Source organism: Deinococcus phoenicis (genome assembly GCF_000599865.1).
GTDB classification, from domain to species: Bacteria; Deinococcota; Deinococci; order Deinococcales; family Deinococcaceae; genus Deinococcus; species Deinococcus phoenicis.
In genome coordinates this window covers 220,001-232,991 of record NZ_JHAC01000025.1, presented here as the reverse complement: position 1 = coordinate 232,991, position 12,991 = coordinate 220,001, and the positions used below count along the sequence as shown (strand labels likewise).

At 70.0% G+C, this 12,991-nt stretch carries 14 protein-coding genes (1 of these 14 only partly in view); 10 read left to right on the top strand and 4 right to left on the bottom strand.

Annotated features, from left to right (window positions below; genetic code table 11):
• Positions 1 to 709 (top strand): DUF1517 domain-containing protein (locus tag DEIPH_RS08650; protein ID WP_034356897.1); only part of this gene is annotated, 709 nt, incomplete at its 5' end.
• Positions 710 to 831: 122 nt separating this feature from the next.
• A complete protein-coding gene (locus tag DEIPH_RS08645; RefSeq protein WP_034356815.1) occupies positions 832 to 1,158 on the top strand; it encodes a hypothetical protein in 327 nt (108 codons plus the stop codon).
• 6 nt (positions 1,159 to 1,164) lie between these two features.
• On the opposite strand, the gene DEIPH_RS08640 is transcribed toward DEIPH_RS08645, so the two are convergent.
• Complete coding sequence (locus DEIPH_RS08640; RefSeq protein WP_034356812.1) at positions 1,165 to 1,845, bottom strand: c-type cytochrome; 681 nt, start codon at positions 1,843 to 1,845, stop codon at positions 1,165 to 1,167.
• Between the two features lie 208 nt (positions 1,846 to 2,053).
• Between DEIPH_RS08640 and DEIPH_RS08635 the strand changes: the two genes are divergently transcribed.
• From DEIPH_RS08635 to DEIPH_RS08625, 3 genes are read left to right on the top strand one after another with little or no spacing between them, the layout of a single operon-like run.
• Positions 2,054 to 2,566 carry a (2Fe-2S)-binding protein gene (locus tag DEIPH_RS08635; protein ID WP_051517249.1) on the top strand — a complete coding sequence of 171 codons (513 nt, stop codon included), beginning with the start codon at positions 2,054 to 2,056 and terminating at the stop codon, positions 2,564 to 2,566.
• Complete coding sequence (locus DEIPH_RS08630) at positions 2,563 to 3,543, top strand: FAD binding domain-containing protein (protein ID WP_034356809.1); 981 nt, start codon at positions 2,563 to 2,565, stop codon at positions 3,541 to 3,543. The genes DEIPH_RS08635 and DEIPH_RS08630 overlap by 4 nt, the downstream gene beginning before the upstream one ends.
• Complete coding sequence (locus DEIPH_RS08625; RefSeq protein ID WP_034356805.1) at positions 3,540 to 5,834, top strand: xanthine dehydrogenase family protein molybdopterin-binding subunit; 2,295 nt, start codon at positions 3,540 to 3,542, stop codon at positions 5,832 to 5,834. Before DEIPH_RS08630 ends, DEIPH_RS08625 begins: the two co-directional genes overlap by 4 nt.
• 106 nt (positions 5,835 to 5,940) lie before the next feature.
• Here DEIPH_RS08625 and DEIPH_RS08620 read toward each other — a convergent pair whose 3' ends face one another.
• Positions 5,941 to 6,207 carry a hypothetical protein gene (locus DEIPH_RS08620; protein WP_034356802.1) on the bottom strand — a complete coding sequence of 89 codons (267 nt, stop codon included), beginning with the start codon at positions 6,205 to 6,207 and terminating at the stop codon, positions 5,941 to 5,943.
• A 142-nt stretch (positions 6,208 to 6,349) separates the two neighbouring features.
• On the opposite strand from DEIPH_RS08620, the gene DEIPH_RS08615 reads away from it, so the two are divergent.
• The 3 genes from DEIPH_RS08615 (at position 6,350) to DEIPH_RS08605 (ending at position 10,316) form a co-directional block, all read left to right on the top strand.
• The gene (locus DEIPH_RS08615; RefSeq protein WP_034356799.1) at positions 6,350 to 7,390 is read left to right on the top strand and encodes a hypothetical protein; all 1,041 of its coding nucleotides are present in this window, start codon (positions 6,350 to 6,352) and stop codon (positions 7,388 to 7,390) included.
• A complete protein-coding gene (locus DEIPH_RS08610; protein ID WP_034356795.1) occupies positions 7,374 to 8,471 on the top strand; it encodes a [LysW]-lysine hydrolase in 1,098 nt (365 codons plus the stop codon). Before DEIPH_RS08615 ends, DEIPH_RS08610 begins: the two co-directional genes overlap by 17 nt.
• A gap of 102 nt (positions 8,472 to 8,573) precedes the next feature.
• A complete protein-coding gene (locus DEIPH_RS08605) occupies positions 8,574 to 10,316 on the top strand; it encodes an SLC13 family permease (protein ID WP_034356793.1) in 1,743 nt (580 codons plus the stop codon).
• A 54-nt stretch (positions 10,317 to 10,370) separates the two neighbouring features.
• Here the strand turns inward: DEIPH_RS08605 and DEIPH_RS20405 are convergent, their stop codons facing one another.
• Positions 10,371 to 10,520 carry a hypothetical protein gene (locus DEIPH_RS20405; protein WP_162833997.1) on the bottom strand — a complete coding sequence of 50 codons (150 nt, stop codon included), beginning with the start codon at positions 10,518 to 10,520 and terminating at the stop codon, positions 10,371 to 10,373.
• A gap of 445 nt (positions 10,521 to 10,965) precedes the next feature.
• Complete coding sequence (locus tag DEIPH_RS08600; protein WP_034356790.1) at positions 10,966 to 12,186, bottom strand: type II secretion system F family protein; 1,221 nt, start codon at positions 12,184 to 12,186, stop codon at positions 10,966 to 10,968.
• 76 nt (positions 12,187 to 12,262) lie between these two features.
• Here DEIPH_RS08600 and DEIPH_RS08595 point away from each other — a divergent pair, with 76 nt between their 5' ends.
• Together DEIPH_RS08595 and scpB are read left to right on the top strand one after the other, a co-directional pair.
• Positions 12,263 to 12,898 (top strand): L-threonylcarbamoyladenylate synthase, encoded by a 636-nt coding sequence (locus DEIPH_RS08595; RefSeq protein WP_051517257.1) that lies wholly within the window; start codon positions 12,263 to 12,265, stop codon positions 12,896 to 12,898.
• On the top strand, positions 12,895 to 12,991 hold the 5' end (the start) of the coding sequence (gene scpB, locus DEIPH_RS08590) for an SMC-Scp complex subunit ScpB (RefSeq protein WP_034356787.1). The gene runs 434 nt beyond the window's last position; the window shows 97 of its 531 coding nt (coding positions 1-97); its start codon is at positions 12,895 to 12,897; its stop codon lies off the right edge, out of view. Before DEIPH_RS08595 ends, scpB begins: the two co-directional genes overlap by 4 nt.

Sequence of the window (12,991 nt, the reverse complement as noted above, 5' to 3'; positions counted from 1 at the left end):
CTGGGGGGGGGGGGGGGGCTTCGGCTTGATCGGCCTGCTGGTGTTCGGCCTGGTGATCTTCACGGTGGTGGGCTTCATGCGCCGCAGCCTGGGCGGGGGCGGCGGGCGGGGGCTGGCGGGTCTGGGCAGCGCCAGCGGCACCGCGCAGGCCGTCAGCGTGCAGCTCCTGCTGGCCGAGGGCGACGAGGTGAAGCGTGACCTCCAGCGGGTGGCCCGCAGCGGCGACCCCGACACCAACGAGGGCCTGGCCCGCATGCTCCAGGAGGCCGCGCTGGTCCTGCTGCGCCACCCCGAGCGCTGGGTCTACGGCAACGTCGAGCGGGCGCAGGGCGCCGCGAGCAGCGCCGACAGTCAGGTGGGCGCCTGGGCCACCCAGGCCCGCGCCGCCTTTACCGACCAGACCACCAGCAACTACCAGAACCGCGACGTGAACAGCGGCTTCGAGCAGCGGGGCGACTACACCTTTCAGAAGGACGTGGGCGACCTGTACCTGGCCGTCACCATCGCCGTCGCCGCCCACGCGCTGGGCAACCTGCCCCCGGCAGGCGTGACCACCGCCCAGGAAGCCCGCGCCGCCCTGAGTGCCATCAGCAGCGTGACCCCCGGCGACCTGATCCGCGCCGAGGTGGTCTGGAGTCCGGACAAGGAAGGCGAGTTCCTCAGCGAGGACGAGGCGATTCAGAAATATCCGGAGCTGACCAAGCTGTAAACCTGGGCGGTAGGTGGGCAGGGGGAGCGGGGGCAAAAGCTCTTGCTTCCCCTCCGCTTCTTTCCTCTGCCCAGTAATGCCCCACCCGGTTTCCCGGGCTGCTGCGCGGCATCATCCGCCGCATGGCCCGCCGCCTGCCCCCTTCCCCCTGGCCGCCCCCACCCGCCGAACCCCTCCGCTGCGCCCTGTGCGAACGCGCCACGCCGGTGCTGACCGAGCATCACCTGGTGCCCCGGTCGCAGGGGCGGCGGCAGGGGGTCAGGGTGCAGGACCTGCCGACCGTGCCGCTGTGCCCCGCCTGCCACAAGTTCCTGCACCGCACCTTCACGAACGCGGAGCTGGCAGGCGAATACCACAGTGTGGACGCGCTGCTGGCCCATGACGGCGTGCGGCGGTTCGTGGCGTGGCTGCGCACCCAGCCGGCCAGCAAGGGTGTCCGGGTGCGCTGAAGCCCGTCACTTCATGCTGCTGATGTAGGCGGCCAGTGCCTTCAGGTCGTCCTCGCCCAGCGGTTTCAGCACAATCCGCATGGCCTCGGGCTGGGGAAGTCCGCCGAAGCTGGGCGTGTTCTTGAACTCGTGCAGCACGTCCAGCGCGTACCCGGGCGACTGGTTGGTGACGCTCGCCACGCCCAGCCGGTTCTCGCCGCGCCCGTTCGTCCCGTGGCAGACAGCGCAGGCAATCGCGCCCCTGGCCGGGTCGCCGCCCATAAAGAGCGCCTGCCCCCTGGACCGCAGGGCCGCGTCCGTCGTCTTCCAGGCCGGACCGACCGGGCGCGACGCGAAATAGGCGGCCAGGTCCGCGATGTCCTGGTCTTTCAGGTGCGCCGCGACCTGCTGCATCACCGGGCTGGGGCGCAGTTTGGCCCGGAAAGCCGCGAGCTGGAAGCGCACGTAGTCGGGCACCTGTCCCGCCAGCCGGGGAGTCTCGGGGTTGGTGCTGACCCCACCGGCTCCGTGGCAGCCCTGGCAGGTGGCCGAGAGCTGCCCTCCCCGCGCCGCGTTGGGGGTGCTGTACTTCAGCGCCAGGGGATTGCCGCCGGGAGGAGGTCCGCCCTGCGTGACAGCGGCCAGCACGGGCGCAGCGAGCGCAAGGGGAACGGCGAGCCACAGCGAACGGCGGACAGTACCTTTCATGAGGACCTCCCGGGCGCGCGAGAATCAGAGTGCTCCCAAGTGTACCCTTTTTCACACTCGAATGGGGGCAGGCGTAATGCAGCCGGGCTGGGGTCCGAACACAGGAGTGCCCCAGACAGGCCAGAAAGACACAGAGAAAGAGACAGATAAAGGTGCCGTGAACTGCTTCCGGGCGCAGATGATGGCCCGGCGGTCATAGGGTAGGGGCATGACCCATTCAGTCTGGGAGGCCCCGGAAACCGGTGAGCTTCCCCTCTCTCTGACGGTGAACGGCGTGCAGCGGCACCTCACGCTCCCGGTCCAGGCGTCCCTGCTCGATACCCTGCGCGAGCGGCTGCACCTGACCGGCACCAAGAAAGGCTGCGATCACGGCCAGTGCGGGGCCTGCACGGTGCTGGTGGACGGCCAGACCCACCTGAGCTGCCTGACCCTGGCCCTGAGCTGCGAGGGCCGCGAAGTTCGCACCGTCGAGAGCCTGGCAGGGGAAGGCGGCGCGCTGCACCCCATGCAGGCCGCCTTTATCGAGCATGATGCCTTCCAGTGCGGCTACTGCACGCCGGGGCAACTGATGAGCGCGGTCGCCTGCGTCGAGACGGGGCACGCCGGAAGCGAGGGCGAGATCCGCGAGTTCATGAGCGGCAACCTCTGCCGCTGCGCCGCCTACCCGCAGATCGTCGCGGCGGTGCGGAGCGTGGCGGGCGGCCAGGGGGAACAGCCGTGAGGCCCTTCGCCTACCGGCGGGTGGAGGACGTGGCGGGGGCAGTCGGTCAGCCCGGCGAGGGCCACCGCTTTCTGGCGGGCGGCACCACCCTGATCGACCTGATGCGGCTGGACGTGGAGCGGCCCGCCGTGGTCACCGACATCACGCGCGTTCCCCTGGCGGAGATCACCGAGCATGAGGGCGGTGTCCGCATCGGTGCGCTCGCCAGCATGACGCAGGTGGCCGAGCATGGGCTGATCGCGGAGCGCTACCCGGCGCTGCGGGAGGCGCTGCTGGCGAGTGCGTCCCAGCAGCTTCGCAATATGGCGAGCATGGGCGGGAACGTGATGCAGCGCACCCGTTGCCCCTACTTCCGGGACGTGGCCTTTCCGAGCTGCAACAAGCGCGACCCCGGCAGCGGCTGCGGCGCGCGCGCGGGCCACCACCGCAAGCAGGCGATTCTGGGCACGTCGGGGGCCTGCATTGCCGAGCACGCCTCCGACGCCTCGGTCGCGCTGGTCGCCTACGACGCGGTCCTGACCCTTCAGGGACCGGGCGGCGAGCGTGAGGTGCCGCTGCGCGAGTTCAACCTTCTGCCGGGCGACACGCCGCAGGTCGAACACGATCTGCGGGAAGGGGAACTCATCACGGCCCTGACGCTGCCCGCGCCCATCGCCCGCAGCGGCGTCTACCTGAAAATCCGCGACCGCCAGAGCTATGAATTTGCCTTGAGCAGCGCCGCCGTGGTCCTGCGGGTCGAGGGCGGGATCATTGGGGCCGCGCGCGTCGCGCTGGGCGGGGTCGGGACGGTTCCCTGGCGGTCCCCCGAGGCGGAGGCGGCATTGACCGGGCAGCCCGCGACCCTGGAGACCTTCCAGACCGCCGCCCGCGCCGCCCTGGCCGGGGCCGAGCCGCTGGAGGAGAACGCTTTCAAGGTGCCCCTGACGGAGCGCGTGATCGTGCGCGCGCTGATGCAGGCGGCGGGGGTGGACGCATGACCACGCAGGGCAGTCATCCGCAGAAATATGTCGGCGCGCGCGTCAGCCGCGTGGACGGCCCCGCCAAGGTGAGGGGCGAGGCGACCTACACCGCCGAGTTCGAGGTGCCGAATCTGGCCCACGCGGTGCTGGTGTCCGCCACCATCGCGCACGGCAGGATCAGGAAGATCGGTGACGAGGCCGCCCGCGCCGTGCCCGGTGTACTGGACGTGCTGTCCCACCAGACCCCCGGCCTGGACCTCAAGGACGTCAAGGGTTATCCGCGCGGCCCGGCGGGCACGGCCATCCTGCCCTTTCAGAACGGTGAGGTGCTGTTCCGGGGGCAGCCGATCGCGGTGGTGGTCGCGGAGTCGCTGGAGGCTGCCCGGCACGCCGCGCTGCTCCTCGACATCGAGTATGCCCCGGACGACTTCCGCGCCACGCTGGAGGAAGGCCGCCGGGGCTGGCCCTTCATCGACAAGAAAAAACCCCGCCAGCTTCAGCATTCGCGCGGCGACGCGAGCCGGGCGCTGAAGGACGCGGCGACCACCTTCGAGGCGAGCTACGACACGCCCGTCCAGCACCACAACCCGATGGAGATGCACGCCGTGATCGCGGCCTGGGACGGCGAGGACCGGCTCACCCTCTACGAGCCGACCCAGTGGATGCAGTCCGCGCCGGGCGTGCTGGCGCAGACGCTGGGCCTGGACCCGGACCACGTGCATGTGATCAGCCCCTTCGTGGGCGGCGGCTTCGGCAACAAGGCGACGACCTGGCCGCACCTGCTGGTGACCGTCCTGGCGGCCCGGGTGCTGGGGCGCCCCGTCAAGCTGGTCCTCACCCGCGCGCAGATGTTCGCCGCCGTCGGCTACCGCGCCGCCACCCGCACGAGCTACCGGGTGGGCCTGGATGCCGGGGGCCAGCTCGCAGCGGTGGACCTCCAGGCCGAATCGCAGACCGGGCCGGTGGACCTTTTTCCCGAGCAGGTCGGCAACGTCGCCAAGATGCTCTATGCGAACGAGAACATGGACCTCACCCACACCATGATCCGCACGCATGCCGGGCCGAACATCATGATGCGCGCGCCCGGCGAGGCCCCCGGCTCCTTCGGCCTGGAAGTCCTGATGGACGAACTTGCCGAGAAAGCGGGCCTGGACCCCCTGGCGTTCCGCAGGCTCAACCACGCCCCCGAGAACCAGGACCCCGAAAGCGGGCTGCCCTACAGCAGCAAGCACCTGCTGGAGTGCTACGAGCGGGGCGCGGCGGCGTTCGGCTGGGCGCGGCGCACGCCCCAGCCCGGCTCCATGCGCGACGGGCGCACCCTGATCGGCTGGGGCATGGCGACCGCCGTCTATCCCGTGTACACCAGCGCCGCTACCGCCCGCGCCCGCCTGTGCGGCGACGGCCGCATCGAGATCGAGGCCGGGTCACACGACATCGGGACCGGCACGTATTCCATCCTGGCGCAGATCGCCGCCGACGAGCTGGGCGTGGATATTGGGCAGGTCGGCGTGAAGCTGGGTGACTCGCGCCTGCCCAAGAACGGCTACTCGGGCGGCAGCCGCACGGCGGGCAGCGTCGGCAGCGCGGTGCAGGCCGCCGCGAGCGGGTTGAGGCAGGAACTCGCCGACCTCGCGCTGGGGGCCCCAGAGTCCCCCCTGCACGGCGCGGCCCCGGTGGATCTGGAGGCCAGAGACGGCGGCCTGTACGTAAAGGGCAGCGACCGGGGCGAGCGCTACACCACCATCCTGAAACGCACCGGGCGCGACCAGTACGACGCCTACCGCGAAACCATCCCCAACGGCGGCAGCGAAAAGGACCTCGAAAAGCTCAAGCAGGGGCAGGAAAGCAGTGTGGAGGCCGTGACCGAGCGTTACGCCCGCTACTCCTTCGGGGCCGTGTTCGCCGAGGTGCGGGTGGACCCCGACTTCCTGACACCGCGCGTGAGCCGCCTGGTGGGTGCCTTCGATATCGGCAAGGTCCTGAATGCCAAGACCGCCGAGAGCCAGCTGACGGGCGGCATGATCTGGGGCGTCAGCGCGGCGCTCCATGAGGTCACCCACACCGACCCCCGGACCGGGCTGATCCTGAACAGCAACCTCGCCGACTACCACGTGCCTGTCAATGCCGACATCGGAGAGGTGCAGGCGATCATGCTGGACTACCCCGACTATCACGTCAGCGCGATGGGTGTGCGCGGGGCAGGGGAGATCGGCATCGTGGGCACCGCCGCCGCCGTCGCCAACGCGGTCTATCACGCCACCGGCAAACGGGTGCGCGAGACGCCGATCACCCTCGACAAGTTGCTGTGACCGGCCGGGCTGGTCCGCCGTGGCACGCGGGCCGGCCTGCTTCCTTCCCAACTTAACAGGGCAACCCGGCGATCTGGGTTGCCCTGTTCGTCCCAGGCTCAGGAATTCAGACCGTGCCCTCGCTGCTGTCGCGGTTGGTGGGGGCGGTGCCGTCGTCCGCGCCGCTGCCGCCCTCGGTCAGGCGGTCCACGTTGACGATGGCGGGAATGCTGCTGGCGTTGCCGTTCACGATGGCGGGCACCGCCACGCCTTCCTGATCGCGCACCTGTTCGCCCTGCACCGGCGAGTTTTCGAGGTTGCCGCTTTCCTGCTCGATTTCCTCGACGCTCTTGCCCAGCGGCGCATTGCCGTAGCGGTTGCCTGAATCGGTCATGCTCCAGTGTGCCGCCTGGCGTGAGCCTGCCGTATGAGGTCCAGTTTGGCGGGCCTTCATTCGCCGCCGGGCGCGGGCAGGGGAGGCGCGGGCGCGGCGGTGTACCCGCTATGCTGCCCCACAAGGTGAGGAGAATCGAGCGATGACTGAGCGCGTGCTTGCGGCCCTGAAGGGCCTGGGAATCGGAACGCCGCCCACGGCGGTGCTGGAACGGGGAGAGGCGTTTTTCGCCCTGCTCGGCGAGATGCTGGTGTACCAGGATCAGAACGGGACGCGCCGGGTGACCCTGCGGGACCTGACCCGCATCCACAGCGATCAGGAGGGCCTGCTGCGGGTGGAGACGCCGGCCGGAACCGCCCTGACTGCCAGTCTGGTGGGCTTCGACCCCGCCCAGGTCCAGGGCTTTTTTGCCCAGGTGCGGGACGCCACGGCCAAGGCGAAGAACCTGCCCTCCGCGCCGCTGCCTGTGCCGGGCGGCCACAAGACCTTCGGCAGCATGCCCAGGACGGGAACGCCCCCCGGGGGTCCTTCCCGTTCTCCAGGCGCGGCGGCCTCCGACCCGCCTTCCCCCGGCACCACCACGGTGGTGCTCGGCGCGGACCCGGCTCCCACCCAGGAGACGCCGGTTAAGAAGGCACCGGAAGAGCGGCCCGCTGCGGCGTCTGCACAGAACACGTCGGCCAGGACGCCCGCCATCTCCCCCAGGCCTGGAACCGTGCGGGAGGTCCGGGGGACCCCGGGCGTTCCGTCTCCCCAACCGGGCAGCCCCACCCCCGCCAGGACGCCCGCGAGCACTGCGCCGGAGCCGGAAACTCAGCCCCCCTTGACGGCCCCCAGCACCGCCAGCGGTCCCGCCGTCTCGGTCCCGGCAGAGCCTGCCCCAGCGACCCGCGTGGCTGCCGCCGGGACCGAGAGCCTGCTGGCCGGGCTGGCCGTGCGGGCGGGGGCCGTGAGCGGGCTGGTCAGCCGCCTGCAACTGCTCGGGGTGGTGCTGGGGCTGGCGGCGGTCGGGCTGGCCGTCTTCCAGTTTCTGGGCGGCGCGCCGCTGAACGGGCTGTGGACCCTGATCGCTGGTGGGGTGGGCTGCATCGCGCTGCTGGCGTTCGCGGACGTGACCCGCCTGATCGTGGCGCTGGCCCGGGCGGTGGCCGACGGTGGGCAGACCCATGACCACCAGGACTGAGGGGGACGCCGACGCCCGCGACCTCGTCATCCGGGCCGTGTCCATTCCTTCCCTGTCGGGGGAGGAGGCGCAGGTGGCGGCCTTCCTGACCGGATGGATGACGGCCCACGGCTTCAGCGCCCACATCGACGAGGCCGGAAACGCGGTGGGCGAGCGCGGCAGCGGTCCCCTGACGGTCGTGCTGCTGGGGCATATCGACACCGTGCCGGGCGAGATTCCCGTGCGGGTCGAGGGAGACGTGCTGTATGGGCGCGGGAGCGTGGACGCGAAGGGAAGCTTCTGCACCTTTGTCGCGGCGGTCGCAGGCCTGCCCGGGGAAGCCCTCGCGGGCGCACGCTTCGTGTGCATCGGCGCGACCGAGGAGGAAGCGCCCAGCAGCCGGGGCGCGCGCGCCGCCATGTCGCGCTACCGGCCCGACCTCGTGCTGATCGGGGAACCGAGCGGGTGGGCGGGCCTGACCCTGGGGTACAAGGGGCGGCTGGTGGCCCGGCTGCACGTGCAGAAGGACAACTTCCACACGGCGGGCGAGGGCACCAGCGCCGCCGATGACCTCACGGAAGCGTGGTTCCGGGTGCGAGCCTGGGCGGCGCAGGCGGCGGGTGGGGGCATCTTCGACTCGGTCCAGGCCACGCTCCAGAGTCTGTCGGCCAGGACGGACGGCCTGGCCCAGATCGCGGAGGGCACCGTGGGCCTGCGCCTGCCTCTGGGGGTGCCGCCCCACAGCGCCGAGACCGCCCTGAGGGAGCTGCTGCGCGACCTCCCCATCACCCTGACCTTCACGGGCCATGAGGCAGCCGTGCGCCACCCGAAAGACAACGCCCTGACGCGCGCGCTGCGAGTCGCCATCCGGGAGCGGGGCGGCACCCCCGTCTTCAAGGTCAAGACCGGCACCAGCGACATGAACGTGGTCGCGGAGCGCTGGCTGGTCCCCACCGTCGCCTACGGACCGGGCGACAGCGCCCTTGATCACACACCGGACGAGCACCTCGACCTCGGCGAGTATGACCGGGCGGTCGGCGTTCTGACGGCGGCCCTCACCCGTCTCGCGGCGGCAGGGCGGGGCCAGGATTCCGGCACCTGAACGCCCGGGCGTGGGCCGGGGTTCCGGCCTGCTCCCCTCTTCTCGCCTTCCACGTCAGGCAACCGGGGACGCGGCGCTCAGCGCCTTCCCCTGCGGAGATTCATGGACCCCGTCACCATCCTGCTGATTCTGTTCGTCGCCGCGCTGGTCCTGTTCGCCACCGAGTGGCTGCCGGTGGACGTGACGGCGCTGCTGCTGCTGGGCGCGTTGCTGGCGCTGGGGCTGCTCTCGCCCAAGGCAGCCTTCGCGGGCTTCGGCAGCGATACCGTCCTGACCCTCGCTAGCCTCTTTATCCTGACGCGGGTGCTGCTGCGGGCGGGCGTGATCGAGTGGGTGGGCCAGACGCTCGCGCGCCGTGCCCGCAACGCGGGGGGCATGATCCGGGGAATGCTCAGCGCCGTCGCGGGCGTGAGCGCCTTTACCAGCAACACCGCCACGACCGCCGTGTTCCTCCCGGTGGTGACGGGCCTGGCACGGCGCGCGGGCATCGCCCCCAGCCGCGTGCTGATGCCGCTCGCGTTTTCCAGCATCCTGGGCGGCACCATTACGGTGATCGGGACCAGCACCAACCTCGTGGTGTCGGGGGCGCTGCCCGCGACCGGGCTGAAACCGCTGGGCTTTTTCGAGCTGGCGTGGGTGGGCCTGCCCGTCGCGGTGGTGGGCCTGCTGTACCTCTTTTTTGTCGCGCCCCGCCTGCTGCCTGCCCAGGACGCCGCCCTGGAAGAATCCCTGCGCGCCTACCTCGCGGACCTGACGGTCGCGCCCGGGAGTCCGCTGGCCGGGCAGACGCTGCGGGAAACGGGCCTGGGCCGCGACCACGGCCTGACGGTCGTCGCCGTGCGGCGCGGCAGCGATACCCTCTACGCGCCCGGCCCCGACTTCCGCGTGCAGGAGGACGACACGCTGGCGGTCGAGGGACCGCCCGACCGCATCCTGACCGGCAAGAGTACCCTGGGGGTGTTCAGCAAGAGCGAGCAGAAGCTCCAGGCCGACGGGACGGCCCCGGTGCGGCTGGTCGAGGCCGTCGTGCTGCCGGGCAGCCCGCTGACGGGCCGGACCCTGCGTGAAGCGCGTTTCCGCGAACGCTACGGCGTGTCTGTTCTGGCCCTGCACCGCCGCGCCCGCACCGTCGAGCGCCTGGCGGGCCTGCGGGTGCAGGTCGGGGACGTGCTGCTGGTCCAGGGCAGCGCCGACCGGATCGCGGGCCTGGGCGATTACCTGACGGTGCTGGGCGACCTCACGGAAGCCCAGCGCGATCTGCGCAAGGCTCCCCTCGCGCTGCTGCTGTTCGGCGGTGCGGTGCTGGCCGGCGGTCTGGGTCTGGTGCCCCTCAGCGTGGCGGTCGTGATCGCGGTGGCCCTGGCCCTCGCCCTGCACCTGGTCACGCCCGAGGAGGCGTACCGCGCGGTCGAGTGGCCGGTGATCGTGCTGGTGGCCTGCATGCTGGCCTTCGGCACCGCCTTCGAGGCGACGGGGGCGGCCAAGGTGCTGACCGGGGCACTCTCAGGCGTGCTGGAGCCGCTGGGACCCTATGGCCTGCTCGCCGCACTGTTCGCCGTGACCGTCGCCCTGACCCAGCCGATGAGCAATCAGGCCGCCGCGCTGGTGATGTTGCCTCTGGCCGTCGGCACCGCCAAAGCCTTGGGCTATGATCCCCGCCCTTTTGTGATCGCTATTACGATCGCTGCCAGCAACTCCTTCATCACACCGCTGGAGCCGTCCTGCATGCTGGTGTATGGTCCCGGACGCTACCGGTTTCTGGACTTCGTGCGGGTGGGGACGGGTCTGACGCTGGTGACCTTTGCCGTCGCGCTGCTGGTGATTCCGCGGGTGTGGCCCTTCTGAACCCTCAGCGTTGGGCCGTCAGCCCGCTGCCCCCCGAACGCCGAAGCCGGCCCGCTAGATAAACAGCGGTGCGTCAGGGTCGTCGGGAAGGGGGCGGTCCTTGCGGGCCAGCAGGGCGGCGGTCGTTCCGATCCCGACCAGAGCGCCCAGGGCAAGCACGACAAGTGCCCAGGTCATCAGAGCATGGCTGCGGTCCGAACTCATGCGTGCAGCATAACAGCCGCCGCCCCCGCCCGCCTCTTGACCCCCTGTTTAAGGTCAGGCCCCGAGCTGTGGAATGCGGGCGGACACCCCCTTTCCTGACCTGCCGCCAGAATGAGGCGTTTGAAGGGGTGCGAATGACACAACCTGCCGACTGTCCGCAACTGTTGTGGGCACCCTGGGGTCTGATAAGGATTCCGATCAAAGGGTGTTGAGAGCCTTGGAAAGCCCCGGAAAGCCGACCGAAAGGTCTTGTAAAGCTGCGAAGCAGAGAAGGAATCTCGGCGGATTCCGGGAGATGGTGGAACAGAGTAGGTACTCTTCCGACTGTTCAGGCATTGGACCGAATCCGTATGAGCAGTGGTGGGCCGAGTCCTGCTCGCGTGCCGACCACAAAAAAAAGTACCCCTCAGGGCACTTCTTGCGGGTGTCGGCGGGAAGACCGGGCTTACTTGCTGAGCTGCCCGATGATGCTGAACATCGGGAGGAACATGCCCGCCACGATGGTGCCCACGATGCTCCCCAGAAACACGATCATCAGGGGTTCGATGGCGGCGGTGAGGCTTTCGACCGCCTCGTCGACCTCGCGGTCGTAGAAGTCGCCCACCTTGCCGAGCATGGTGTCCAGCGACCCGGTCTCCTCGCCGATGGCGACCATGCTGACCACCATGGGCGGGAAGATCTTGCTGGTGGCGAGGCTGGCACTCATCGGGTCACCGACCATCACGACGTTCTTGGCGTTCTCGATGGTGTCCTCGACAATCGCGTTGCCCGCCGTGCCCTTGGTGATCTCCAGGCTCTCGATGATGTTCACGCCGCTGCTGATCAGCAGGCCGAAGGTGCGGGCAAAGGAGCTGATCGCGCTTTTCTGAAGCAGGTTGCCGAACACGGGGAGACGCAGCTTGACGTCGTCGATCACGTGACGGCCTTTGGGCGTCTTGTAATACCAGCGGTAGGCGAAGACCAGCGCGGCGATAAAGACGAAGATCAGCAGGCCGGAGTGTCTCAGGAAGTCCGAGACGGCCATCAGCACCTTGGTGATCAGGGGCAGCGGGGCATTCAGCTGCGCCAGAATCCCCGCGAACTGCGGCACGATGGTGGTCAGCAGGAAATACGTGATCCCGATGGCGAAGACCAGCACCACCACCGGATACGTCAGCGCACTCTTGATCTTGCCACGCAGCGCGAGTTCCTTTTCCTGGAAGGCCGCGATTCGTTCCAGAATGCTGTCGAGGGTCCCGCTCGTCTCGCCGGCGCGCACCAGGTTGATATACAGGCGGCTGAAGACCTTGGGATGTTTGGCCAGCGCCTCGCTCAGCGGCGTTCCGCTTTCGACCTCGCTGCGGACGGTCTTGATGATGTTTTGGAAGGCCTTGTTCTCAATCTGCTTTTGCAGGATCGCCAGCGACTGCACCAGCGGCACACCCGCGTTGATCAGCGTGGCGAGCTGCTTGCTGAACACCGCGATCTGTTTCAGGCCGGGTGGGCGGTCGGACAGGCCGGGAATCTTCACGTCGGCGCTCAGGCCGGTCTTGGGCGGCTTGATCTCGACGATCAGCAGGTTCTTGGCGCGCAGGGCGTCGCGCACCTGGGCGGCGGTCCCGGCCTCCATCTGGGCCTTCAGGACCTTCCCGGAGCGGTCCCGGACGCGGTATTCGTAGACCGGCATAGCCGCGAGTATAGTTGGGCGCGTCTTGCGTTCCCCTTACAAGGGGCGGCGCGCCGGATGGATGGGTGAAATGCGCATGAAGGAACGTCCACAGATCAGGGATGAGATCGGGCAGGCCGCCGAGTGGGCCGCCCAGCTGCTCGCGGCGGGGGAGGTGGTCGGGTATCCGACCGAAACGGTGTGGGGCCTGGCCGTTCGTCCGGACGCCGTGGCGCGCCTGTACGCCCTGAAGGGCCGCGAGTCGGGCAAACCCGTGCAGGTGTCCTGTGTGGACACCGAGGTCGCCCGGACGCTGACCCGGGGCGGGCCGGCGTTCGAGGCCCTCTCGGCCTTCTGGCCGGGGCCACTCACGCTGGTCCTGCCCGCCCGCGCGGCCTGTCCGCCCGACCTCGCGCCGGGGGGCTGGGTGGGGCTGCGCGTTCCGGATCATCCGGTCGCCCAGGCCCTGCTGCGTGCCTGCGGGGGGACGCTCGCCACCACCAGCCTGAATCCCAGCGGTCAGCCTGCGGCGCAAACCCTGGCCGAGGCGCAGGCCTACGGGCTGGCCCCCCTGCTGCCCGACGGCGGCGTTCCGGCGCGGGGGCTGGCCAGTACCGTGGTGCGGATCGGCGGGGCGGGACGTGAGATAGAGGTGCTGCGTGAGGGGGCGCTGCCCAGCCAGGTGCTTCGGGAGCGGCTGCGCGCCCACCAGGCTCGGGGAGGCCGCCCCTGACGCCTTCCCCGCAGGCCCTGATCGGCGCGGCGCTGCTGGCGGCCGGACGCCCCGTGACCCGGCGCGAGGTCGCGGACCTGCTCGGCCTGCCCG

Coding starts and splice junctions, on each gene's coding strand:
- DEIPH_RS08645 (WP_034356815.1), top strand. CDS start 832: ATGGCCCGCCGCCTGCCCCCTTCCCCCTGGCCGCCCCCACCCGCCGAA.
- DEIPH_RS08640 (WP_034356812.1), bottom strand. CDS start 1,845: ATGAAAGGTACTGTCCGCCGTTCGCTGTGGCTCGCCGTTCCCCTTGCG.
- DEIPH_RS08635 (WP_051517249.1), top strand. CDS start 2,054: ATGACCCATTCAGTCTGGGAGGCCCCGGAAACCGGTGAGCTTCCCCTC.
- DEIPH_RS08625 (WP_034356805.1), top strand. CDS start 3,540: ATGACCACGCAGGGCAGTCATCCGCAGAAATATGTCGGCGCGCGCGTC.
- DEIPH_RS08620 (WP_034356802.1), bottom strand. CDS start 6,207: ATGACCGATTCAGGCAACCGCTACGGCAATGCGCCGCTGGGCAAGAGC.
- DEIPH_RS08615 (WP_034356799.1), top strand. CDS start 6,350: ATGACTGAGCGCGTGCTTGCGGCCCTGAAGGGCCTGGGAATCGGAACG.
- DEIPH_RS08610 (WP_034356795.1), top strand. CDS start 7,374: ATGACCACCAGGACTGAGGGGGACGCCGACGCCCGCGACCTCGTCATC.
- DEIPH_RS08605 (WP_034356793.1), top strand. CDS start 8,574: ATGGACCCCGTCACCATCCTGCTGATTCTGTTCGTCGCCGCGCTGGTC.
- DEIPH_RS20405 (WP_162833997.1), bottom strand. CDS start 10,520: ATGAGTTCGGACCGCAGCCATGCTCTGATGACCTGGGCACTTGTCGTG.
- DEIPH_RS08600 (WP_034356790.1), bottom strand. CDS start 12,186: ATGCCGGTCTACGAATACCGCGTCCGGGACCGCTCCGGGAAGGTCCTG.
- DEIPH_RS08595 (WP_051517257.1), top strand. CDS start 12,263: ATGAAGGAACGTCCACAGATCAGGGATGAGATCGGGCAGGCCGCCGAG.